This window comes from Dysgonomonas hofstadii (genome assembly GCF_014196915.1).
In the GTDB taxonomy this organism is placed as follows: domain Bacteria; phylum Bacteroidota; class Bacteroidia; order Bacteroidales; family Dysgonomonadaceae; genus Dysgonomonas; species Dysgonomonas hofstadii.
On sequence record NZ_JACIEP010000001.1, the window covers coordinates 230,934 to 256,461 of the forward strand.

General features: G+C 40.3%; 12 protein-coding genes. 8 read left to right on the plus strand and 4 right to left on the minus strand.

Annotated features, from left to right (window positions below; genetic code table 11):
* Nucleotides 1–3: 3 nt before the first annotated feature.
* Together GGR21_RS00685 and GGR21_RS00690 are read right to left on the minus strand one after the other, a co-directional pair.
* The gene (locus tag GGR21_RS00685; RefSeq protein ID WP_183305222.1) at nucleotides 4–3,099 is read right to left on the minus strand and encodes a SusC/RagA family TonB-linked outer membrane protein; all 3,096 of its coding nucleotides are present in this window, start codon (nucleotides 3,097–3,099) and stop codon (nucleotides 4–6) included.
* A 55-nt stretch (nucleotides 3,100–3,154) separates the two neighbouring features.
* The gene (locus GGR21_RS00690; protein ID WP_183305223.1) at nucleotides 3,155–4,168 is read right to left on the minus strand and encodes a family 43 glycosylhydrolase; all 1,014 of its coding nucleotides are present in this window, start codon (nucleotides 4,166–4,168) and stop codon (nucleotides 3,155–3,157) included.
* A 438-nt stretch (nucleotides 4,169–4,606) separates the two neighbouring features.
* Here GGR21_RS00690 and GGR21_RS00695 point away from each other — a divergent pair, with 438 nt between their 5' ends.
* The 8 genes from GGR21_RS00695 (at nucleotide 4,607) to xylE (ending at nucleotide 21,536) form a co-directional block, all read left to right on the plus strand.
* Nucleotides 4,607–8,590: a two-component regulator propeller domain-containing protein gene (locus tag GGR21_RS00695; RefSeq protein ID WP_221232866.1), complete on the plus strand. Its 3,984-nt coding sequence runs from the start codon at nucleotides 4,607–4,609 to the stop codon at nucleotides 8,588–8,590.
* A gap of 310 nt (nucleotides 8,591–8,900) precedes the next feature.
* Entirely contained in the window at nucleotides 8,901–10,001 is a 1,101-nt protein-coding gene (locus GGR21_RS00700; RefSeq protein WP_183305225.1) for a glycoside hydrolase family 43 protein, read from the plus strand.
* A 340-nt stretch (nucleotides 10,002–10,341) separates the two neighbouring features.
* Nucleotides 10,342–14,406 carry a TIM-barrel domain-containing protein gene (locus tag GGR21_RS00705; protein ID WP_183305226.1) on the plus strand — a complete coding sequence of 1,355 codons (4,065 nt, stop codon included), beginning with the start codon at nucleotides 10,342–10,344 and terminating at the stop codon, nucleotides 14,404–14,406.
* 34 nt (nucleotides 14,407–14,440) lie between these two features.
* Complete coding sequence (locus tag GGR21_RS00710; protein ID WP_183305227.1) at nucleotides 14,441–15,298, plus strand: porin family protein; 858 nt, start codon at nucleotides 14,441–14,443, stop codon at nucleotides 15,296–15,298.
* A gap of 561 nt (nucleotides 15,299–15,859) precedes the next feature.
* Nucleotides 15,860–16,567: an NUDIX hydrolase gene (locus tag GGR21_RS00715; protein ID WP_183305228.1), complete on the plus strand. Its 708-nt coding sequence runs from the start codon at nucleotides 15,860–15,862 to the stop codon at nucleotides 16,565–16,567.
* Nucleotides 16,568–16,571: 4 nt separating this feature from the next.
* Entirely contained in the window at nucleotides 16,572–18,050 is a 1,479-nt protein-coding gene (locus GGR21_RS00720) for a xylulokinase (RefSeq protein WP_183305229.1), read from the plus strand.
* Between the two features lie 516 nt (nucleotides 18,051–18,566).
* The gene (xylA, locus tag GGR21_RS00725; RefSeq protein WP_183305230.1) at nucleotides 18,567–19,895 is read left to right on the plus strand and encodes a xylose isomerase; all 1,329 of its coding nucleotides are present in this window, start codon (nucleotides 18,567–18,569) and stop codon (nucleotides 19,893–19,895) included.
* A gap of 84 nt (nucleotides 19,896–19,979) precedes the next feature.
* Entirely contained in the window at nucleotides 19,980–21,536 is a 1,557-nt protein-coding gene (gene xylE / locus GGR21_RS00730) for a D-xylose transporter XylE (RefSeq protein ID WP_183305231.1), read from the plus strand.
* A gap of 109 nt (nucleotides 21,537–21,645) precedes the next feature.
* Here the strand turns inward: xylE and GGR21_RS00735 are convergent, their stop codons facing one another.
* The gene (locus GGR21_RS00735) at nucleotides 21,646–23,238 is read right to left on the minus strand and encodes a glycoside hydrolase family 43 protein (protein WP_183305232.1); all 1,593 of its coding nucleotides are present in this window, start codon (nucleotides 23,236–23,238) and stop codon (nucleotides 21,646–21,648) included.
* A gap of 85 nt (nucleotides 23,239–23,323) precedes the next feature.
* A complete protein-coding gene (locus tag GGR21_RS00740) occupies nucleotides 23,324–25,525 on the minus strand; it encodes a beta-glucosidase family protein (RefSeq protein ID WP_183305233.1) in 2,202 nt (733 codons plus the stop codon).
* Nucleotides 25,526–25,528 lie beyond the last annotated feature (3 nt).

Genomic DNA, 25,528 nt, shown 5'->3' on the forward strand with positions numbered 1-25,528 from the left:
GGTTTAAAAATTGATATCGATACCAAACATAACAGAGCGCATACCCGGATATTTTAATCCATCGGATGTATTCAGTTCCGGGTCCCACATTTTAAATTTCGAGAAATAAAAGAGATCATTACCACTAACATATACACGGACGCTTTTCAGGCTGGCTTTGCTTACAATGCTTTTTGGCAAAGAATAGCCAAGCTCTATTACTTTACAACGCAGGAAGCTCATATCCTTTTTCCACCAGGTAGAGGCCCTGTAATTATGTTGATTCGGATCTTCAGAAAGACGAGGCCAGAATACATCCTGAGAAGGATTCTCCTCTGTCCAGCGGTCGTTGTAGTTATCATAAACATTTCCTAATACAGCTTTTCCACTACCCGGCATAAAGTATGTCGAACCTCCGATAATACGGTGTGTATCGCCCACTCCCTGGAAGAAAAAGCTCATGTCCCAATTTTTATAGTTGATATTACCTCCAAACCCGTAAACAATCCGGGGGTCTACAGTACCACCGATATAGCCTTCATCTTCATCTGTTACCAATCCATCTCCATTACGGTCTACATATTTAATATCTCCGGGGCGAACTGTTGTATTGCCTACCGAATGTGGAGGAATACCCTCTTTAAGATTCCCATTCTCGTCAAAATCATCCGCAGTGAATAACCGTTCGGCTTGCAGTCCCCATAATGTGTTCATGGATAGTCCTGTTATACTACGATGGGTTCCTTTTACCGATTGTGCTTCATCGTATTCTTCAATTGTATTTTTTGCATATGTGAATGTAGAGCGGAAACCAACCTGCCAGTCTTTATTTATCCTTTTGTTATAAGTCAAAGAAAATTCAACACCTTTATTATCTACCTTTCCGTAATTGGCCCATGGGTTGTTGATAAACCCTGTCTGGCTAGGGATTACACTACGTCGCATAAAAATATTTTTGCGTTTCTCTTTGAAAAGATCCATGTGAAATTCTAATTCATTCCATAATCCTAATTCAAATCCTGCATTATATTTCAATGCGGTTTCCCATGTCAGGTCTGTTACACCGATCTCTCCTTCTGTGATCTTGTCGCGGCCGTTCTGACTTGTGTCTCCCCAGTGGTAGCCATTTTCGCTTGTAGAGATAGTTGTCATATAAGCAAACCGGCGTCCACCAATATTATCATTACCTGCTTTACCGATTGATCCTCTGAGTTTTAATTTGGTTAAATTTTTGAAATTATCTCTCAAAAATGGTTCTTCGGACATCAACCATCCAATAGCTGCGGAAGGGAAGAATCCAAAGCGTTTTCCTTTTTCGAAATTCTCCGATCCGTTGTATCCGAAATTAAATTCAGCGATGTAACGGCTGTCATACATATATGAGAGCCGACCGGCAATACCTTGTTTGCGGTAAGGCTGAAAACTACCATCATCATAACTTTGATGATTGTACAGGAATAAGGCATCTATATCATGTACCTTATTAAATACACGATTATAAGTGGCATTTGCCTCAAAATACACATTATTATTTCCATACCCTCCTTCATTTGAATGACCTAATGACTCGTCCCCATAACTAAGAACATCGTGTATCAGGTTGCCTTCAATATCTCTTCCTGTTGCAACATTATAATATGAAGGAGTCATCGATCTGGTCATCCTTCCCGAACTGTAAGAGTCAAATGAGAATGTCACTTTGGCTTTAAGTCCTTGAGTAATCATTTTCAGATTCTGTTCCAAAGCGAATAAAGACTGTATTTGTGATGTCGAAGTGGTATAATATCCTCTTTGGGTAGCCATAGCCCAAGGATTCTGCCGATTTGCTACAACCGGTATAGTGCCATCCGAATATCGTGCCGGATGAACAAACGGCGCAGTTGTAAAAGCAGCGGCGAATGTATCATCGGTACTGGAGTTTTGACCTCTGCGTTGCTGGAGATATCCTCCTATGTTCATGCGCAAGGTAGTGGTTTTCGTTATGTCTATATCTACGTTTGCACGCATGTTATATCTGTTCAATTTTATTCCAGTATCATATGGCAGCGTATTGTCGGTTTCCATAATACCTTTTTCTCCGAAATAAGCTCCTACAAGTGAATAACGCAGGAAATCGGAGCCTCCGCTTACTGTCAGGTTAGCACGTGTGGCGTAAGCATAGTCTTTTGTTATTTCGTCCAGCCAGTTCACATCCGGATATAAATCACGGTCGTAGCCATAGCGGGTTCTGTTGATTTGCTCCTGAGAGTAAGCCAGCTGGCTTTTATCTTCTTTCAGCAGGTTCAATAATTCCATGTGGTCGGCGGCTCCGATAAATTTAGGGAGTTTTGTCGGTTCGGATATAGACTGCTCTACTCTGATATTAACCGTTGGAGCGCCTATTTTTCCTCGTTTGGTATTGATGACAATTACACCATTTGCCCCACGAACTCCGTACATAGCGCTGGCTGATGCGTCTTTCAATACTGAAAATGATTCGATTTCGGCCGGATCGATATTGTTCAAATCCCGTTCGATTCCGTCAATCAGTATTAATGGATTTTGAGTTCCCGAAAAACTGGCAATACCCCTGATCCAGAAATTTGAGTTGTCGTATCCCGGTTCTCCCGAACGTTTTACCGCAATAACCCCGGCAATTTGTCCTGCCAGATTGTTTGATACGGAACGGGTGGAACCTACCTGAAGATTTTCAGGGTTAATCGTTTCGATCGATCCGATAACCGACATTTTTTTCTGATTACCATAACCGGTTACCACAACTTCTTCGAGGCTGTTAATGTCTTCCTGCAATATAATATTAAAGTTAATGTTTGAACCTACTTCAATTTCCTGTGGCTTAAAACCAATGTAAGAAACCTCAATTATAGTCTGTTTATTAGGAACATCCATGTAAAAATGCCCGTCGATGTCAGTAATGGTTCCATTCACAGCGTTTCCTTTTTCTTTTACGCTCACCCCTATGAGAGGATTTTTTTCATTATCAACGATGGTTCCACTGATGCGGATCTTCTTTTCCTGAGCGGTTATCCCCTGCCCGGATGCCTGATTTTCATGTGCGCCATATATGTTTATACAACTACATAAAATCCAACATAGAAATAATGTCTTTTTAAAATTCATAATATAATTTTAAGGATTAATAATCAACAAATAAAATTATGTGAACGGGCCTTTTTTATTCGAAGTAAGGCCTGTCGGCAGATAGGGAAGGAGTGCCATCGCTTATTACAGGCCATCCGTCAACCCATTTCACCTGATCAAGGAGCAAAATCCTTCCACTAGGATTATCCACATCGATGCCATGGTAAAGTATCCAGTCGTTTCCTGCATCGTCTTTAACTATTTCGGAACAGTGACCGTTACCAACGAAACGTTCGTTCTTGTCAACCACAACCTCGTAGCCATTTTGCATCATGTCTTTTCCTGATTTATTTACATATGGGCCGAATAGCGAACTGGAACGCCCTACGACTAATTTATATGTACTGTTTACTCCCTCACAGCATGAGCCGATGGAAGCAAACATATAGTAGTATTCGTCTTTTTTATGTATATAAACAGCTTCGAACGCAGTGCCGGCAACCTGTTGTTTTTCTGCACCGTATTTCATGTTCAAACCGTCGTCCGTCAGTTCTATAGCATAGATTCCAAAGAAGCTACCCCAGAATAAATATTTCTTGCCGTCTTCTTCTATATAAAAAGGGTCGATAGAATTGTGCACATCGATTTCATTGCTGCGGAAAAGTTTTCCCTGATCATTGAAAGGACCTCCGGGCCTTGCTGCCGTGGCGATACCAATACCGCAAGTATTACCACCTCCCCAGACGGACATGGAATAATACAGTACATACTGGTCGTTTATATAATTGATATCGGGAGCCCACAATCCTCCTGACGACTCAAATGTCGGACGGGTGTCATCTGTAAAGGCTGTTCCAACAAATGTCCACGATACAAGGTCTTTCGATCTGCAAATAGGAGTGTTTCTTGTGTCTTCCGTTGCGTATAAGTAAAAATATCCATCCCGTCCTTTTATGATTGTTGGGTCGGGCATACTACTTGGATATACCGGATTGGTATAAGTGGTTTCTTTTGGAGTATCAATAACTCCATCCGGGTTATCCTTATCTTCGCTACAACTACATATTATTGATAGTGTAAAAAATAAGGTTAAAAACATTTTCTTCATGGTTCTCATATTTTATTATTAGTATTAGAAAAATATTAAATTTCAGTTAGCACTTTCTTCTCGGTAATAGGAGTGAGGTTTCCAGACCTGCCAGTTATGTCCTGCTCTAGTGAAATTGTGAGACAAATATAGTTTTATGCATATATAAGTAGTGGTTACGTTTCTGTCAGTTTTGTGTAAAATTCTTCCAAAGCGTTATTGTTGGAAGAAATTTATTCGTTTTTGCTTGAATTTAACAAAACACTCTTATTACTTTGAGGATAAATACAATTTGTCTATATCTCTATGGCCTCTTTTCTTTAATGTATCTGATAGAAAAATTGAGTATAAGCAGTAAAAATTTACTAATATTATGGTCATAGCTGTGAAAACTTTTATATGAATACCATGTTTTGTTATCTTATGAAAAATCGTTGTTGTTTTATTATTATTTTATCTGTGATTACCTTTTTTCTTGGTACCTCTCCTGTGTCAGCGAAAAAGTATCCATACTTTAATCATTTGGGAGTAGAAGACGGTCTGGCCCAAAATACTGTATATTGTATACTTCAGGATAACCGGGGATTTATGTGGTTTGGCACTAAAGACGGCCTTTCCCGGTATGATGGATATGAGTTCAGAAATTACAGGAATGATAAAAACGACCCGCAGAGTATAGGGAATAATTGTATTCGTTCTCTTTTTCAGGATTTCAATGGCGAAATATGGGTTGGAACAGATGCCGGTGCGTATATTTATCATCCCGACAAAGATTGTTTCGAATATCTTGATGCTATGACGAAGGATAGTATAAAGATACAAAAGGAAGTGAATGATATTAAGCAGGATCAGAATGGAGTGTATTGGTTTGCTGTCGATTGGCAAGGCGTGTTCTCTTATAATCCGGTAAATAAAGAGCTTGTATTTTATGAACTAAATGCTATTGTAAATGCCTGGTGTATATATATTGATAAAGAAAATAAGGTGTGGATTGGTACCCATGGTGGAGGATTGAATTATTTTAATGCAGAAAAACAACAATTTGAGAAAGTTAATTATTTATTCGACAACCAGGTAGGCGATAATGAGGATGATATATACCGGATATTTCAGGACGACTACAACGATCTTTTGATAACGACCGCTAACAGCGGGGTAAAAAGACTAAATCTGGTTACTAATAAGATCCAGCCGTTTTTACCTTTGCAATCATACTCTTCTTTATTTGTCAGAGATGTTATACGAAAATCTGACAACGAAATCTGGTTTGCAACAGGAGGTGGAATTTGTGTATACGATGTTCTAAAGAAAGAAGTTGAGTTCTTACAACATAACCGATCAAATCCATATACAATATCTGATAACGCCACCTATTCTATTTATAAGGACCGGGAAGGTGGAATCTGGGTAGGAACGTATTTTGGAGGAATTAATTATTATCCTTATCAATATACACCGTTTAATAAATACTATCCGGTAGAAAACAGGAATGAAGCAAGTACATTGATCGGGAAAAGAATACGGGAATTTCAGGCGACAAATGACGGACGTGTATGGATAGGAACAGAAGACGGAGGTCTGAGTTTGTTCGATCCGCAATCAGATACATTCGAACACTATCTTGCAAACGGAAAGCCAGGAAACGTGTCCTATAATAATATACATGGTTTGCTTATAGATGATAACCAATTGTGGATCGGGACATACAATCATGGACTCGATATAATGGATCTTATTACACAAAAGGTAGTAAAACATTACGCAAAAACTGACAAAGAGAATTCAATCTGCGATAATAGTATTTTTTCCATCTATAAGGATCATTCGGGACGTGTTTGGATTGGTACACTTTATGGATTATGTTATTACAACGCCGAAAGTGATAATTTTACACGGGTCTCATCATTAGGAAATATTTTTGTCAGCGATATTCTTCAGACTAAAGACGGTATGGTCTGGGTTGGTGCATTGGGGGGAGGATTATACAGATTCAATCCTAATGACAACAAGTGGACTGTATTTAAGAATGACCCTAAAAATCCGGCAAGTCTCTCTCACAATAAAATAATCTCGTTGTTCGAAGATAGCAAGATGACATTGTGGATTACTACTGAAGGGGGTGGACTCTGTAAATATAACCCGAAAGAAGAAAATTTCGCATCATTTACCACCAACGAAGGGCTTCCTAATAATGTTGTATATAAGGTGGTTGAAGATAATCATTCGAATCTTTGGTTCACAACAAATCAGGGGATTGTATGTATGAATATGAATGATTATTCGATCAAGCAATATACAAAGAGCGATGGATTACTTAGCAATCAGTTTAATTATAAGTCAGGAGTTAAGGATATTAATGGCCATATATATTTTGGGGGATTAGAAGGCTTCGTTTCGTTCGATCCGGCTTCATTTGTGTCCAACAGCCATGCACCGTCTGTCTACATTGTTCAGTTCGAACTATTTAATACTATAGTTAAACCGGGAGAGAAAAATTCACCATTGAAAAAAGCCATAGAGTCTACAGAAAAAATAGAGTTGAAGTATAATCAGTCAACATTCAGCTTTAGTTTTGCAGCCCTTAGTTATGTAGCTCCCGAGAAGAACCGGTATGCATATATGCTCGAAGGATTTGACGAGGACTGGATTTACCTGGAGAAAGCACAAAAAGTAGGATATTCAAATGTCCCTCCTGGTAAATACACAATGAAGGTAAAGGCCTCTAATAATAATGGAGTATGGAGTGATAAAATAACCTCTATCGAAATAGATATTCTTCCTCCATTCTATAAAACAGTGTGGGCGTATATTATTTATTTCATTATCATTGTTTCTATTATTGCTTTGTTAACTGTTAGTTATCGTAATAAGATACGTAAAAAAAATAAACGCCGGCAGGAAGTTTTTGAGAATGAAAAATCAAGAGAAATTTACGATGCTAAAATAGCATTTTTCACAAACATCACTCACGAAATCCGGACACCATTGAGTCTGATAAAAGGACCGTTGGAATACATTATTAAAGAAAAGGTGAGCAACACTGAAAGAAGTGAATACCTGAAAGTAATAGAGCGGAACACAAACCGATTATTAGACCTTAGTAACCAATTACTGGATTTTAGAAAAACAGAACAAAAAGGGTTCCGTCTGAATTTTACATCAACGGATATCTCTTTGTTGATCAATGAGATCTATATGCGGTTTAATGCCTCTGCTATCAGACGTAATATAAAATTCGAAATAGACTTGCCGTCCGAAAGTTTTCAAGCCGATGTTGATAAAGAGGCTTTTACAAAAATCCTGAGTAATCTGTTTAACAATGCAGTAAAATACGCGAAATCCGAAATTTATCTGACGGTGAAGAAAGATACCGATTCATTTCATATTATAATCAGAAATGATGGGAACAAGATTAAAGGACATTTGCAGGATAAAATATTTGAACCTTTCTATCAGCAGATAGAAGAAGGTGATACAAAACATATACCAACAGGTACCGGACTGGGATTGCCTTTAGCCCGTTCCTTGGCAGAACTGCACGATGGTAGCCTCAGGTATATACATTCTGACGATCAATTCAACTATTTTCAACTGACCTTACCGATTGTTCAATCGATCAGAGTCAATCTTGAGCATAATATAGGGAAGCCTGTTCAGGAAGAATTGCTTATTTTGAATGATGAGCCTACTAATTTGTCGAAATATTCTCTTCTTATAGTTGAGGATGATGAAGATCTCAGATTATTTTTATGCAATCAGCTTAAGGGTCATTATAATATATTTAAAGCAACGAATGGAGCAGAAGCGTTAGAGATACTCAACGCCCAGCATATCAATGCAATTATCACGGATATAGCTATGCCGGTAATGGATGGATTACAGCTCTGTAAAGAAATAAAATCAAATATAGATTACAGCCATATACCGATCATCCTGTTAACGGCGAGGACAACATTACAGTCCAAAATAGAAGGCTTAGATGCAGGGGCTGATGCCTATGTCGAAAAACCATTCTCAATGGAGCATATGTTGGCACAATTATCGAATCTTCTTTCCAACCGCAATAAACTCAAAGAAGCTTTTATCCATTCACCACTGGTTAAAATAAAGAGCATTGCGCCTACAAAAGCAGATGAAACTTTTCTGAAAGAAGTAACCGAAGTCATCCACAAAAATATTTCTGATACTCAATTCAATGTTGATGCTTTGGCCAGTGCGCTGAACATGAGCCGGTCGAGCCTGCACCGGAAAATTAAAGGCATATCGGAACTTACCCCGAATGACTTTATTTTGTTGGTGAAGCTGAAAAAGGCGGCTGAATACATCAAGGAAGGATATCGGGTGAGTGAAGTTTGCTTCATCGTAGGATTTAATTCTCCGTCATATTTTTCGAAAGTATTTAAGAAGCAATTTGGAGTATCTCCTACAGAATGGATGCAATAAATTGACTGTAAAGATAAACTGAGAATTTCTCATCAGATTTTATTAAAAAGAGATAAAAAGACCTTAGAAAAGGAGTGTAAATCGCCCAAAGCAATGCTTTGGTAGAATTTTACATAATATTGACAGAAACGTTGCCATTGCTTCTGTATATATAAGATTATGTTTGCTTTCCAATTTTTCCCGGAACATAATCAAGCGTAAGAATCGATTTTAGTTGCTATTCTCATTTTTTTACGTTGGTTTACGGACACAATTCAGAATTTTAATATAAAAGCGTATTTGGCCTTGAGAGTCATAAAGTCTAAATGATATGAGAAAAATACTATTGTATAGTTTACTTGTTACACTGTTTTTATCCTGTAGTTCAGATCAAAAAACTACAATTCAGTTATCCAATCCGTTACCTATTCCCTTTGGCGATCCGTTTCTTTTATATGGCTCTGATGAGACTTACTATATGTATGGTACATCAGAGAATCTTAACGGATTTAAAGCCTATTCGTCAAAAGACCTGAATAATTGGGAAGACAGAGGTGTTATTTATGACAACAACCAGCCGGATGCATGGGGCAAAGATTGTTTTTGGGCACCCGAGGTTTATGAGCGGAACGGAAAATTCTACTTATGGTATAGTGCTAACTGGAAGCATAATCCGGAAAATAAATATGAAACTTTTCGTATTGGTGTGGCTGTTGCTGACAGTCCGGTTGGGCCGTTTAAGAATCTTTACGACCATCCTGTATTCGATCCCGGTTACCCCATTATTGATGTTAACTTATATTTCGATGATGAAGCAGATAAAGTATATCTGTACTACTCAAGATGCTGCTATGAAAATCCGGTCGAAAGTGAGATCTCTGAGTGGGCAAAAGCGAAAGGCTGGTTCGACGAGGTTGAAGAAAGCTGGATATACGGCGTGGAGATCAAGCCTGATTTTTCGGGTGTAATCGGAGAACCTCAATTGCTGCTTCGTCCACCGGTAAAGATGGATGACGCCCAGGCTGAATGGGAAAGCCGCTCTGTGACAAGTCACGAAGTAAACCGGAGGTGGACCGAAGGATCATTCCTTTTCAAGGAAAATGACACATATTATATGATGTATTCTGCAAATTTTTTTGGAGGACAAAATTATGCAGTGGGCTATGCCACATCGAAACATCCGCTGGGTCCTTTTCAAAAGGCGGCAAACAATCCTGTGTTGCAAAAGAATACAGCCGAAGGTGGAAATGTAACCGGAACAGGGCATAATATGGTACTTACTTTACCCGATAATCAAAGGTTGTGTGTGTATCATGCCAGAACTAATGGCAGTGGAGATCAACGGGTAGTTTTTATCGATAAATTAAATATTGATAAAGATGGAAAACTAACTGTAGATGGCCCTACAACCAGAGGTATATCTAAATATTAAACGCGGAAGTCAGAAAGAATATATAAACATAACAATGGAGGGTACAGAATTAAAAAACTGTACCCTTGTTATTTTACTATGGCAGATCAATAAGGGTGTTTTTTATGAAATAAGTAAAAAGAAAGAGGGCTTCCCTTTTTACAATAAAGCTTTGGAAGAATTTTACACAAAACTGACAGAAACGTAGCTGCTGTATATATCGCCATAAAACTATATTTGTCAATCAGCTTTTAGGAAATACCCGGCTATCGGAAATTTGCGTTTTGCATATAATCTCTGATCTTATTAACTAATAATATTCATGAAAAAAATCGAAATACTAGACTAAAAACCAACAAATATGAATCTAAACCTTAAGAAAATTGCGACTTCCTTATTTCTTTTTCTGATGTTGACCCATCAGGTTTATGGAAATGAGAATCCTGTGGCTGACCCACAGGCAATTGTGATTTCGGGAAATATGCGCTTTACAGTCCTTACCCCGGAAATGATACGAATAGAATGGAGCGACTCAAAACAATTTGAGGATAGGGCATCTTTTATCGCCGTCAACAGAAACCTGCCTGTGCCGAATTATACTACAGAGACCAAAAACGGGTATCTGTATATAAAAACCGACAAGCTGGAATTAGTTTATAAAATAGGGACTAATCCTGTTACGAACCCAGCCGGTTCTGATAACTTGAAAATCTCATTTGATCTGAATGGAAGTTCAACATATTGGTACCCTGGTAAAGAAGATCCGTTTAACCTTAAAGGCACATCCCGCACACTTGACCATTCGAGTGGAGACAACCTGAGAGGCGATATGGAAGATGGGCTCCTTTCGCGTTCGGGATGGACGTTAATAGATGAGTCAAAACCAAATGGAGATACCAGTAAGAGCCTCTTATTCGAAAATCAGGGTGGCGATTTTGACTGGGTTGCTGCACGCAGAGAAGGAAATACTATTGACTGGTATTTTATGGCTTATGGTCATGATTATAAAAAAGCTCTGCTTGATTATACAAAAATAAGTGGTAAAGTGCCGATGCCGCCGCTTTATTCATTAGGATATTGGTATTCCAAGTATGAAAAATATTCGGAACAGGATTTTAAGGATATAGTGAACGAAATACATCAGCACGACATTCCTCTCGACGTTATGGTATTTGATATGGACTGGCATAAAGAGGGCTGGACCGGATGGAGCTGGAACAGGGACCTGATTCCCGATCCTCAGGGGCTGATAGAATGGATGCATCAAAAGAATTTGAAAATCACCTTAAATCTGCATCCGGCAGATGGCATCGGTACACACGAGGATAATTTCGAGGCTTTAGCGAATGATTTAGGGCTTCCAACAAATAAAACTATTGCATGGAATATCGAAAATGAAAAATTCTATAAGGCTTTCTTTAAGAATATCATGCGTCCCCACGAGAATATCGGTGTCGATTTCTGGTGGCTCGACTGGCAGCAATGGATGATAGCTCCCGAAATGAAGGATCTGGGCAATACATTCTGGTTGAATCATGTATATTATAATGACATGAAAATAAACAGGACAGATCGCAGACCTATGATTTTTCATCGTTGGGGTGGGCTGGGAAGTCATCGTTATCCTATTGGTTTCTCAGGAGACTCCTGGGCTACATTCCCAACTTTGGCTTTTCAGGTGTATTATAATTCAACGGCTTCTAATGTAGCTTATGGCTATTGGGGGCACGATCTTGGCGGACATAATCAATCTGGAGCAAATAATCCCGAACTTTATCTTCGATGGATACAGTTTGGAGTATTCTCTCCTATAACAAGGACACATGCGACAAATTCCTCCAATATAGAAAGGCGCATCTGGAAGTTCCCGAATTTTGAACATATGCGGGATGCCCTCAAGTTACGCTATGCGATGATCCCTTATATATATACATACTCAAGGCAGGCTTATGATACAGGTCTTTCCCTTTGTCGTCCTCTTTATTACGATTCGCCGGAGAATAGTGAAGCTTATAAGCAAGAATCCAGCTATATGTTCGGAGACGAGATATTTGTGACTCCGATTGTAGCCGCCGCAGAATCTAAAATTAGCACATCTACAAAACAGTTTTGGTTGCCTGAAGGAAAATGGCTGGAAGCAGAGACCGGGTCGGTAATGGAAGGTAATCAGACATACATAAGGAGTTTTTCTCAAAGCGAGATTCCTTATTACTATAAAGAAGGTGCGGTTATCCCTATGTATCCCGATATCAAACATCTGAAGGAAAGGCCTGACAAGCTTATTGTCCAGTTTGTGCCTGGTGCTTCGGGATCGTTCTCTTACTATGAAGATGAAGGTGATAGTGAAAGCTATAAAGATGGCAAATATACCACAACAAAAATAACGCAGGAAACGAATTCCAGTCAGGGAAAATATACGATCTATCCTCGTGAAGGCTCTTTTGATGGGATGCCGTCGACGAGAAATTACGAACTCATATTGCTGTCTAAACTTCCGGCAAAACAAGTGGTGGTTGATGGTAAAACATATCCTTATTCGTTGGAAAATAAGCAAGAGCACTGGAGCTATGATAGTAAATCATTGGCGATAGTAATCAATACTCCGTCTGTGAATCTCAATACTAAGATGGAAGTAGTGGTAACGTATGATGACAATCAGGAGGCTTCCGAAGAGTTGCTTTCCGGTAAAGCAGGACAAATGGACAGGATAATCCAATGCCATGATTCGTTAAAGACTAAGATAGGAGCTAAAATGCCTGCTCTGTTCACCAAAATGGTAGAGACAAGAAACAGAATAGCCGCAAATCCACAAACAGTACTGGATGAACTGCAGGACTTTGATACACATTTGGAAGAGTCCTTAGATCTTCTTATAGAAGCTAATAGCTCGGTGGAGAAAGAGTCGGCAGAATGGAAAAACTTTATATTATCAGGCAGGAATACCGGGCAGACTAATCTGGGGGAATCCGAGAAGAATACCGTGCCAGGTTATAACCGTGATGGTTCCAATTTGTGGATAACAGGTTCTGCAATACCTGGTGGTGTAGCGATATTGACAGAAGACCCTACTCAGGTTGCAGGATATTTCCGCTATCATGGTAAACTTCAGACAGGAGAATTCAGAATAATGAATACGCAGACAATCGGGGCTAACACTAAATTTTATGTTCCCACTATAGAGGATGCGAATGCCGTAGGAACCTTTTCTATTCAAACTACTACTAACGCAAATGCTGAGGGCTGGAATGTAACTATCCCTGATGATTATTACAAAATAAAGGTAGATGCGGTGGCAAACACGCTGAGTAGTGAAATCTTTATGGCCAGAGAAGACTTGTTCATCGTTGGAGGGGCTACAGAGATTGGTTGGGATTCCGGATTATCCCTGCGTTTGAAGAAAGATATTCATAATCCGAATTTATTCGTGTTTTCGGGTATGCTGGAAATAGCAACATCTGGTGATGACAAAAACATGTTCAAATTATTGGGACAGAATAACTGGGATCCTGTTTCTTTCCATCCTAAAACGCAAGGAGAGTCTCTGTTGGGTTCTAAGTATATTTTCGAAAATCTGTCCGGAGATTATAAGTGGACTATTGACCAAACGAAGCAAGGTAGCTATGTGATCAAAGTAGACCTGCTGGAAGAAACAATCAGCGCCGAACATACCAATTTGGTAGCATTGTATATCAATGGAGAGCAATGGAAAGACCTGAATGAAGTTTATTCTTTGGATTGCAGCAATTCGGATATTCCTTTGGATATAGAGATAGTCCCATTATCGGAAGCTACTGTCAATATAGGGACTTCGATTGAATTTGAAGCTGCTAAGCCCGGCTTGAATACGTTGGATTTTGTTATTACCTCACCGAATGGTGAAGATAAAACGTCGTATCAACTAAAGGTGCTAAAACCATTTGCCTTCGATGACCTGGTAACTCAGATGTGGAATAACACCCTTACAGTAAATAACAATCCTGAAAAAAACGGAGGTTATAAGTTTGTTAGCTTTGAATGGTATGAAGACGGAAGAAAAGTGGGTCAGAATAAACAGTATTATTCAGCAGGAAAATCTTCTGCCGATCTGCTGAATAAGGATGCTTTTTATATGGTTAAACTGGTGGATGATAAAGGATATGAATATCAGACCTGTCCGGGAAAAATAACGTTTGAAACGCTGAGCCAGTTCTTGGTATACCCTAATCCGCTGAAGGTAGGAGAAACCTTGAATATTGAAACGGGGCTGGAAGACTTACATCTTGTAAATAAAGTGGAGCTGAAAGTCTATGATTTAAGCGGAAATATTGTCCATAACGGAAAAGTAACAGGAAGCACGGCGAGTGTAAAGTTTGGGTCTCCGGGTACTTATCTGGTACAATTGGCTATCGATGAGGATGTTCGCACAGCGAGACTCCTTGTAAAATAAACAGGCCGGACTTACCATATAAAAACACAGAAGAATGAAAAAGATAATTTTATTAATACTGACAGCCGCTATTGTAGTTTTAGCTGTTGCGCAGGACAAGCAGGAAATCTCTGTTTATCTGGGAGCCGGATCATCTTCCCTTAATTATGATCTTGATCAGCCTGGTGACAGAAGTTCGCAATTTGGCCCTTTGTTCGGGATCGGGTATACGTATAAGTTGAATTCTACGTGGGGGCTTGTTTCAGGCTTGGAAATGGCAATCTATAAGTCGGAATTTAGTTCGGACGAGTTGAAAGACCAGTATATGACACAAGATAACTATGGGAATAATTTTGAATGGAGACTAGCATTGCATAATCTGAAAGATAGCCAGAAGGGCACTTATCTGAATGTTCCGGTCATGGTGCAATTTACTCCCTCCGGCATAGACAAACTCTATGTTAATCTCGGGATCAAAGTAGGTATTCCTTTAAGTGGAAAATATGAATCGGAATATACCAAATTGGTTACATCGGGCTATTATCCTGAAACCGGAGCTGAATATACGGATATTGATTTCCGTGGCTTTGGCGAATTTGATGGGATGTCATCGAAGGGCGATCTCGATCTTGGAGTTGCATTTATGCTGGCGGCAGAATGTGGTATGAAGTGGAGTCTGTCCAATTCTATGAATTTATATATTGGAGGATATGTGGATTACGGACTAAATAATATTGTTAAGGAAAATGGCGGCGACAATATCATACCATATGAAAAAGATAATCCTACTACTTTCAGATATAACAGTCTGATGAATAGTAAATATTCAAATGAAGAAAGCAGCAGCCCATTTATAGATAAAGTAGTTCCTCTTGCTTTTGGGCTGAAAGTTAAACTTGGTTTTTCCTTATAAATAAGATTAGATACAAGCGGTTAAAATAAGGTAATAGGGTTTTGTTTGTATCATAGGCTGGCAGTGAAAATTGCCAGTCTATTCTAAATGAATTTTGTACAGATAAAAACATAAAAATTAAAGAGCTGGAATAAAGTACATTAAATAATTAATGAGCGGGGTTGGGGCTGTACAAATGCAATTTTTAAAACACTTAACACTTCTGATATCTTTTTAGAAGTCCCAAAAGCCTAGGCTATTAAATAAGTTATTTGATGAAATGAAAAGGTGTGTCAAAAATAGAATGGCATACCTTTTTCTATGATGGTTCTTAAACAAACCTTATTGTAAAATTAACATATTTTCCATTTAACATATCGGATTTTCGAAAGTAGCCCTGAATCTCGTTTTCTTATTGTTTAATGTACAATAATATAAAATACTTATTGTATTATATACAAAATATAATTCGTTGTATTTCAATTATTTAACTTTATAATATTTTCAATAAGTAAATATTATATAGTAAAAATAATTATATTCGCATATTGAAAATGCATAAGATATACCTTGAACAATGTCATGAAAAAGAATTTCATCCATACTTATGTCTCTATTGATTGCGTTGTATTCGGGTTCGACGACGAACATTTGAATATTCTGCTGGTTCGGCGTAACGATGAAAAGGTAAACGATCTGAAGCTTCCCGGTAGTCTGATATATGACAGGGAGGATGTTGACGATGCGGCCCATCGGGTATTGTTCGAGTTGACAGGTATAAAACAAATGCCACTGAGGCAATTCCGGTGTTTTGCTTCTCCCGACAGGGCAAAACCGGATGATATAAGGTGGATGGATACAGAGTACCAGCCTAATATAGACAGGTTGATAACAGTGGCATATCTGGTTTTATGTAAGATAGACCGTAAACTCAATAATATATCTAAATACAAGCAGACCGCTTGGTGCCCGGTGAATAAAATCCCTCAATTGCCATTCGACCATAATGAAATCGTAAAAGTATCTCTGGAAGAGATCAGGCGTTGGATAGAGCACGATTCTGCCATTGTGTTCGAGTTATTACCGACAAAATTTACGATCAGCCAGCTACACCGCCTTTATGAAGCGATATATAATAAAAAGATAGATATCCGGAACTTTCATAAAAAGGTGTTGGCGATGCCTCATGTAGTGGCTTTGGAAGAGAAGCAGAAGAATGTTTCGCACAGGGCTGCCCGACTCTACAAATTCGATAGAAAAACATATAATAAATTCAGAACAAATTTATAATACTATGTATTTACTTGGTTATGATATAGGTAGTTCTTCAGTTAAAGCATGTTTGGTGAATGCCGAAACAGGGAAGATTGTTGCCTCTGATTTCTTCCCGAAGGAAGAAATGAAAATAACAGCCGTGAAATCGGGTTGGGCAGAACAAGATCCTGCCGACTGGTGGGCTAATCTGAAGCTTGCACATCAATCGGTGATGCAGATAGCCGGAGCAAAAGGAGAAGATATCAGGGCAATCGGCATTACCTGGCAAATGCATGGATTGGTGATCGTCGATAAGGACAAAAATGTGCTTCGTCCGTCTATTATATGGTGCGACAGCCGTGCCGTGCCTTATGGTGAAAAGGCATTCCAAAGTATTGGAGAAGAGAGATGCCTGAGTCATCTTCTTAACTCACCGGGCAATTTTACGGCATCGAAACTGGCTTGGGTGAAGGAAAACGAACCACACATCTATGAAAAGATTGATAAACTGATGCTTCCGGGAGATTATATCGGTATGAAGCTGACCGGGGATATTGTAGTCACTATAGAAGGTATGTCAGAAGGTATATTCTGGGATTTTAAGACAAATACTTTATCTGAAGATGTCCTTAATTACTATGGCATCCCTAAAAGTTTCTTTCCTCAGATAAAACCGATTTTTGGAGTACAGGGCTATGTCTCTTCCGAAGCAGCGAAGGAATTGGGCCTTAAAGAAGGCACTCCTGTTTCATACCGTGCCGGCGATCAGCCGAATAATGCGTTGTCACTAAATGTATTCGAACCGGGAGAGATAGCTTCTACTGCCGGAACATCTGGAGTTGTTTATGGCGTATTAGACCAGTTAAACTATGATAAACTATCCCGTGTAAATACTTTTGCTCATGTGAATTATACAAAAGAACTGACAAGGCTTGGTGTATTACTTTGTATAAACGGGACAGGAATCCTTAACTCATGGCTCAAACGTAATCTGGCTTTGGAGGGATTGTCTTACAATGATATGAATAACTTGGCGGCACAATCGCCGATAGGATCGAAGGGAATAAGTATCATTCCATTTGGCAACGGGGCAGAGCGTGTGCTGGAAAATAAGGATGTAAACTGTTCGATACATGGTATCAATTTCAATATACACGATAAGAAAGATATATTACGTGCCGCTCAGGAAGGAATTGTATTCTCATACGAATATGGTATGGAGATAATGCGCGAAATGGGAATGAATATCCGCACAGTAAAAGCCGGGTATGCCAACATGTTCCTGAGTCCGGTTTTCGCACAGACTTTGGCAAGCGTAAGTGATGTGACAATCGAGTTGTATAACACCGATGGTGCGGCAGGTGCAGCTAAAGGTGCGGGCATCGGCATAGGATTGTACTCTACTCCACAACAGGCTTTTGCTTCTCTTGAAAAACTCGGTGTTATTGAGCCTGAAATGGATAAGAGACAACAATACCGGGAGGCTTATGAGAATTGGAAAAGTTTAATCAATAAATAATCCTGTCACAGAAATTTAAAAGAATTATCTATACCAATGAGTAGCTAGTAGAAGCGATCTTTGAAAACATTAAATAGAATTTATATTCAATAAGGTTATATATGGTTTATTCCCTGTGATTTAATAGCCTCCTGCTTTAGCTGGAGGATAATGGTCTAATCGGATAAAGGCTTTAGCCAAAATGTTTTGACTAAAGTCGTTTTCTATCTGTATCATTATCCACGACTTAAAAGTCGTGGCAACTAAAACGCCTAAAAACATGCATCTTACTCTTTTATTGAATATAAACTCTAATAGTTACAGGTATTTTTTGTTAACTGTAAAGTTTGTCAGATTTTGATAGGGGTATCTCTTATGGGTGCCAGTTTGGACAAAATACGGGCGGATACAAGGCGCCGTCTCGACGAAGGAAAAATGACAATAAGAGAAATGCTGCAAAAGTGTAACTTTTGTCACTTTTTAACAAAATAAGAATTCATTATCAATAATTTATATCATATTAAATAGAATAACATTATGGAAATTTTGAAAGGAACAAAAGAATTCTTTCCGGGAATAGGAAAGATCAAATTTGAAGGAAAAGAAAGTAAAAACCCTTTGGCTTATCGTTTTTACGATGAAAATAAAGTGGTTATGGGTAAAACAATGAAAGACTGGATGCGTTTTGCTATGGCTTACTGGCATACACTGTGTGCTAACGGCGGTGATCCGTTTGGCGGACCTACAATCCATCATCCATGGAATATTGGTAACGATGCTATCAGCCAGGCTAAATATAAAATGGATGCAGCGTTTGAGTTCATGACAAAAACAGGTATCAACTTCTACTGTTTCCATGATGTGGATCTGGTGGATGCGGGCAGTAACTGGACTGAATATGAAAAGAATCTGCAGGCGATAGTGGAGTATGCTAAAGAAAAACAAGCTGCTTCAGGCATCAAGCTTCTTTGGGGCACAGCCAATGTATTCGGACACGAGCGCTATATGAACGGAGCATCAACAAATCCTGACTTTAATGTTGTGGCTTGTGCCGGAACCCAGGTGAAAAATGCTATCGATGCAACTATTGCCCTTGGTGGTTCAAACTATGTATTCTGGGGTGGCCGTGAAGGTTATATGAGCTTGCTGAACACCGACATGAAACGCGAAAAAGATCATCTGGCACAATTCCTGACAATGGCTCGCGACTATGCCCGCAAACAAGGGTTTACCGGTACATTCTTAGTCGAACCTAAACCAATGGAGCCAACTAAGCATCAGTATGATTATGATACGGAAACTGTTATCGGATTCCTTCGCAATTATGGATTAGACAAGGATTTCAAAGTAAATATAGAAGTTAACCATGCTACTTTGGCGGGACATACATTCGAGCATGAACTTCAGGCTGCTGTAGATGCAGGAATGCTGGGCAGTATCGATGCTAACCGTGGAGACTATCAGAACGGTTGGGATACTGATCAGTTCCCTCTCGATATTTATGATTTTGCACAGGCATGGTTGGTAATGCTGCCTGCCGGAGGACTGGGTAACGGAGGTGTAAACTTCGATGCTAAGATCCGTCGTAATTCTACCGATATGGATGACCTTTTCATTGCCCATATATCGGGTATGGACGTGTTTGCCCGCGGTTTATTGGTAGCGGCCGATATTCTTGAAAACTCTGATTACAAGAAACTTCGTCAGACCCGTTATTCTTCATTCGATGGCGGTGAAGGTAAGGCATTCGAAGATGGAAAACTTACTCTTGAAGATTTACGCACAATTGCACACAAAGTGGGTGAACCTAAGCAAATAAGTGGAAAACAAGAGCTTTACGAAGCGATTGTAAATATGTATATCTAAATAGATACAAGCTGACGAGATACAAGTGAACAAGCAAAACTTGTATCTCGTATCTTGTCTACTCGTTAACTAACTAAAGAACCAATGAAAAACGAAGTAAGTAAATCGTACACTTTAAAACTAACGCTTATTGCGACCCTTGGAGGATTGCTCTTTGGATATGATACGGCCGTTATATCGGGAACCGTGGAGTCTCTGAGGCATTTCTTTATTGAACCGATGGGCTTGCCGCTGAATGAGGCTAATGCGATGGAAGGTTTTGTGATAAGCAGTGCATTGATAGGTTGTATATTCGGTGCTGCAATGGCAGGTTGGGTAAGCCAGACTTTTGGACGCAAAAAAGCATTGTTTGCAGCTGCTGTCCTGTTCTTATTCGCTGCTGTCGGTTCTGCTTGGCCCGAAATAGGGTTCCGCATGCCTGCCGAGGGTGATCATTCTTTTGTATATCACTTTGTGTTTTACCGGATAATCGGAGGAATCGGCGTAGGTATAGCTTCCATGGTGTCGCCTATGTACATTGCTGAAATTGCTCCACCTGATAAACGGGGCAGTCTGGTCGGATTGAACCAGTTTGCCATTATATTTGGTATGCTTGTCGTGTATTTTGTAAATTACTTTATTGCCAAGCAAGGCGACACACAATGGTTACATGCAACAGGCTGGAGATGGATGTTTGCTTCACTGGCTATTCCGTCGGTTATATTCTTCCTGTTATTGTTCATTGCACCAGAAACGCCAAGATGGCTTGTTATGAAAGGGCGTATCGCTCAGGCAGAAGCTATTCTTACCAAGCTTGTGGGCAGTACAATGGCCAAACAAGAGATAGTTGAAATACAGCAAAGTTTTGGAAAAGAAGAAAAAGTATCGTTGAAGCCTTATTACCGCTTTATGATGACCTGGCTGATACTGTTTGTGGTCGGAATTATATCGCTTTCGCTTGCCGGAGTTTCCAGTGCGTTGGAGATATCCATGATAGCAAGTTTCATTATAGCATTGTATGTTCCTATCAAGTCTTACGGTTTCCTTATTATTATGACAGGGGTATTGCTTTCGGCATTCCAACAGTTTGTCGGCATCAATGTCGTGTTGTATTATGCACCCGAAATATTCAAAAGCATGGGTTCGGGAACCGATTCGGCATTATTGCAGACAATTATTGTCGGTATCATCAACTTGTCGTTTACCGTATTGGCGATTATGACTGTCGATAAGTTCGGGCGTAAACCTTTACTGATTACGGGTGCATTGGTTATGGCTGTATCTATGCTGGGACTCGGCACCTCATTCTCTCAGGGATTGCCTGGGGGGCTGAAGCTGGTATTTATGCTTACATACACAGCCGGATTTGCCATGTCATGGGGACCTGTTTGCTGGGTTATGTTGGCGGAAATATTCCCTAACTCGGTACGTTCCAGTGTGATGTCTATAGCCGTGGCGGCTCAGTGGGTGTCTAACTTCCTTATATCATGGACATTCCCTATTATGGACAAAAACGATACACTCGTCAGTACCTTTAACCACGGTTTCTCTTATTGGGTATACGGGGTATTAGCAATCTTTGCTGCTTTATTCGTTTGGAAACGCTTACCGGAGACCAAGGGAAAGACTTTGGAAGATATGGAGAAGGTTTGGAAGAAGTAATATATCTCGGAAGATATGAAATAGGTATAATATTCTGAATAATAGCTTTTTATACTATATTGTTAAAAGAGGCTACCCATCCGGGTAGCCTCTCATTATATTTACCAAACTATTCTTTAACTTGATAATCAAACCAATCGAACCAGGCTTTCGCTTTACTCGGTTTCCCGTTCGAAGATGTGTACATTCCTATCATCACACCGGTAAAACCTCCGGCTACTTCTGTTGCCAGATAGCGGGTATCCAGTCTGCCGAGTTCCTGATAATCTTTATTGGTGGCATCAGAATAGGAAAATATGTATTGGGAAGGATTGCCTTCAATCTTCAGGCTTATCTTATTGCTCCTTATCTTTTGCTCAGCAGCGATATACGATAACGAGCCAAGCGTTACCCTCAATTGGGCAGAATACCCGTTTTTCACTTTCCGGATAAGGAAATCGTAATGGTGTGAGTTGTTCTGGATGAGCGTCAAACCGGCTTCTTCATTCTCAGATGATGAATCAAACACCATCAGGGTTGCTGCTTCAAAATCATGTTCGGTTTGCCTGCGGCTGACAAAGGAAACAGCATCGAGATCATTCAGGGTAGAGGGGGATGTACTTATTCGTAACCAGCCTTTCCGTTCCGACAATGAGTAGTTCTCCCTGACCGGGTTTCTGAGATATTGCCAATCGAAACCTAGCTTATCCTCATTAAATTCCGTCCTTTCCGGTGCTTTTGGAAATGGGTGAAGAGGCAGGGTAGGCACATCCATATTCAGGGAAACTGTTCCGTTACCGTTTACCTGTGGCCAGCCTCCTTTTGGCCAATCGACAGGAGCCAGGAATGTTTCACGCCCTAATATATGATAATAGGCCCATTTGTGTGTGACACGGAATCCTAAAAAGACCATCCACCAGGAACCGTCTTTCGCTTGTATGAGATCGGCGTGTCCGACACCCTGTATCGGGTTGCTCTGGCCTATGCGGTTGGCATGTGTAAGTATCGGATTTAGCGGGCACGATTCATAAGGGCCATAAATGTTCTTACTGCGACCGATGGTTGCACTGTGCATATACTCTGTACCACCTTCTCCTAATAGAAGATAATAAAAGCCATCCTTTTTATAAATATGGGGAGCTTCGGGGAAACGCCCGCCTATACCGCCCCAGACAAGGTATTCGGGGCCGATCACCTTTCCGGTTTTAATGTCTATTTCCGTCACACGGATTCCTTCATCACCTTGTGTTACGAAATAGGTTTTACCGTCTTCGTCCCAGAAAATATCCGGGTCGATACTTTTGATGTCTACCCATATCGGTTCGCTCCATGGTCCGGCCGGATCGGTTGCTGTGCAGTAGAAATTTCCGCCATGAGACACATTTGTAGTGATTACATAAAACAGTCCGTCATGATAGCGTATCGAAGGCGCATATATTCCACCCGACGCGGTAACTTTCTGTAATGGGAGTTGAGAATCCCTTGTCAGACAATGACCTATTTGCTGCCAGTTGATAAGGTCTTTACTGTGATAGATCGGTAGTCCGGGGAAGTATTCGAATGAGGAGGTAACAAGATAGAAGTCGTCACCTACCCGGCATACACTAGGATCGGGATTGAATCCTCTGATGATGGGATTTTTATATCCGCTTTGCGGGAATGCCTGTATTGAGAAAGCTGTTAACAGGCAGGTTAATACAACTGACTTAAAGAAGTTCTTCATGGTTTGCTGTTTAAATTGGAAATGCCATTCTGAGCAGTGATGAGAATCCACTGGCTCAGAACGGCAGGAAAATGTGTTTAAATAACTATTTTACACTTATCGTTACCGAGCTTTTTATATCTGTTGATGAGGCAGCACAATGCAGTGTGAACTTATCCGATTCCACTATCCAGGCATGAGCTTTGTCATCGAAGTAAGCGAGGTCTTTTACCGGAACTGCAATTTCTACAGTCTGGCTCTCCCCTGCTTTAAGGAATACTTTTCGAAATCCTTTCAGTTCTTTTGCCGGACGATCCAGAGACGGTTTATTTTGAGAAGCGTATACCTGTACAGACTCAGCTCCGTCAACTTTCCCTTTGTTAGTAAGGGTAAAGGCTATTTTGATAACATCATCTTTTCCGTATTCCTTTTTATCTGCTGAAGCTTTACCATATTCAAATGTTGTATATGACAAGCCATAGCCGAATGGGAACAAGGCCGGAATCTTTTTCGTATCATGCCAGCGGTAACCCACAAGGATATCTTCTTTGTATATTTGCTTGCCATCTTGTCCCGGATAAGAGATTGCTCCGAACGAGATCGCCCCGTTATCTTCCGGCCTTTTCTGAATACTGAATGGCAGTTTGCCCGATGGGTTTACTTCGCCCGAGATAACATTTGCCGTTGCACTTCCTGCCTCAGAACCAAGATACCATGACTGCATCAGTGCAGGCACCTTATCGAGCCAGGGCATATTCACGCCATTGCCACTAATGATTATGACGCCCATATTCTTATTTATCGTCAGAATATCATCTATCAATTCATTTTGCCCGAAAGGCAGGTCGTATGTGATGCGGTCTGCGCCTTCACAGTCTTGTTGGTAATTCTTGTTCAATCCTCCGAAGAATAATACCACATCTGCATCTTTAACCAGTTCCAATGCTTCTTTCTTCAGTGAATCGGCATCGTATGGCGATGGAACGAACTGGTCATAAACAGTAGGGCCCGAACCATATCCCATTGTATAGAATACTTTATCTTCACCATATTTATTAATAAGGCCTTCGAGAGGAGAGACTTCTTTTTTTACTTTCAGCTCGGAAGAACCTCCGCCGACGGTGAGCGGGCGTGTCGCGTTTTCACCGATCACCACTATTTTGTTATACCTGTTTGTTGCGATAGGGAAGAAGTCGTTCGTATTTTTCAATAAAACGATTCCTTCTTCAGCTATTCTGCGGCTTACCCCGGCGTGTTCGGGTGTGGCAAAACTACCGAACGGACGGTTTCTGTTCATATTGGTTCTGAATGTAAGACGAAGTACACGGCGCACTTTGTCATCAAGGGTAGACATTGGCAACTCGCCGCTTTGCAGCATTTTCAGGTATGGCTGCGACAGATAGTAATTGTCATAGGCGAAGCTTTCGCCCCATGTCAGGCCATTTGTCCATGTTCCCATCTCTACGTCGAGACCATAAAGTGCTGCTTCGCGGGTATCGTGCGCACTACCCCAGTCGGTAACAACAATGCCGTCATAACCCCATTCGCCTTTCAGTATCTGATTTATGAGGCGCTCGTGATGACTACAATATTGTCCTCTGTATTTATTGTATGAGCCCATGATAGTCCATGCACCGCCTTCCTCTACTCCGGCTTTGAAGGCTGGTAAATAGATTTCGTAAAGGGCACGGTCACTTACTTCCACATCGATAGTATTGCGGTCGAGTTCCTGATTATTCAGGGCGAAATGTTTTAGACATGCCGATACTCCGTTTTGCTGTACACCTTTAATATATGGGACTACCATCTTTGATGCAAGGTAAGGATCTTCACCCATATATTCGAAATTACGTCCGTTCATAGGCGTACGGTATATATTTACGCCAGGTCCCAGAATAATGTCTTTCTTCCTGAAACGGGCTTCTTCTCCGACTGCATTACCATAAATAAATGACATCTCGGGATTGAAGGTGGCTGCAAGACAGGTCAAAGCGGGGAAAGCCGTGCATGAATCATTTGTCCATCCTGCATGATTCCATGTATCCCAGTCTATTTCCATGCGAACTCCATGAGGTCCGTCACTCATCCAGATTTCCGGAATACCCAGCCGGGGTACACCTGGAGTGCTGAACTTAGACTGTGCATGTATCATCGCAATCTTTTCTTCGAGAGTCATCCGGGATAGAGCATCCTCTATACGGCTTTCTACCGGTTTGGTATCGTCCAGGTAGACCGGAACCTGTTTGGATTGAACATTTGTTTGCATAAGAAATAAACTGAATAGTCCGCAAATGAATAGTTTCTTCATGTT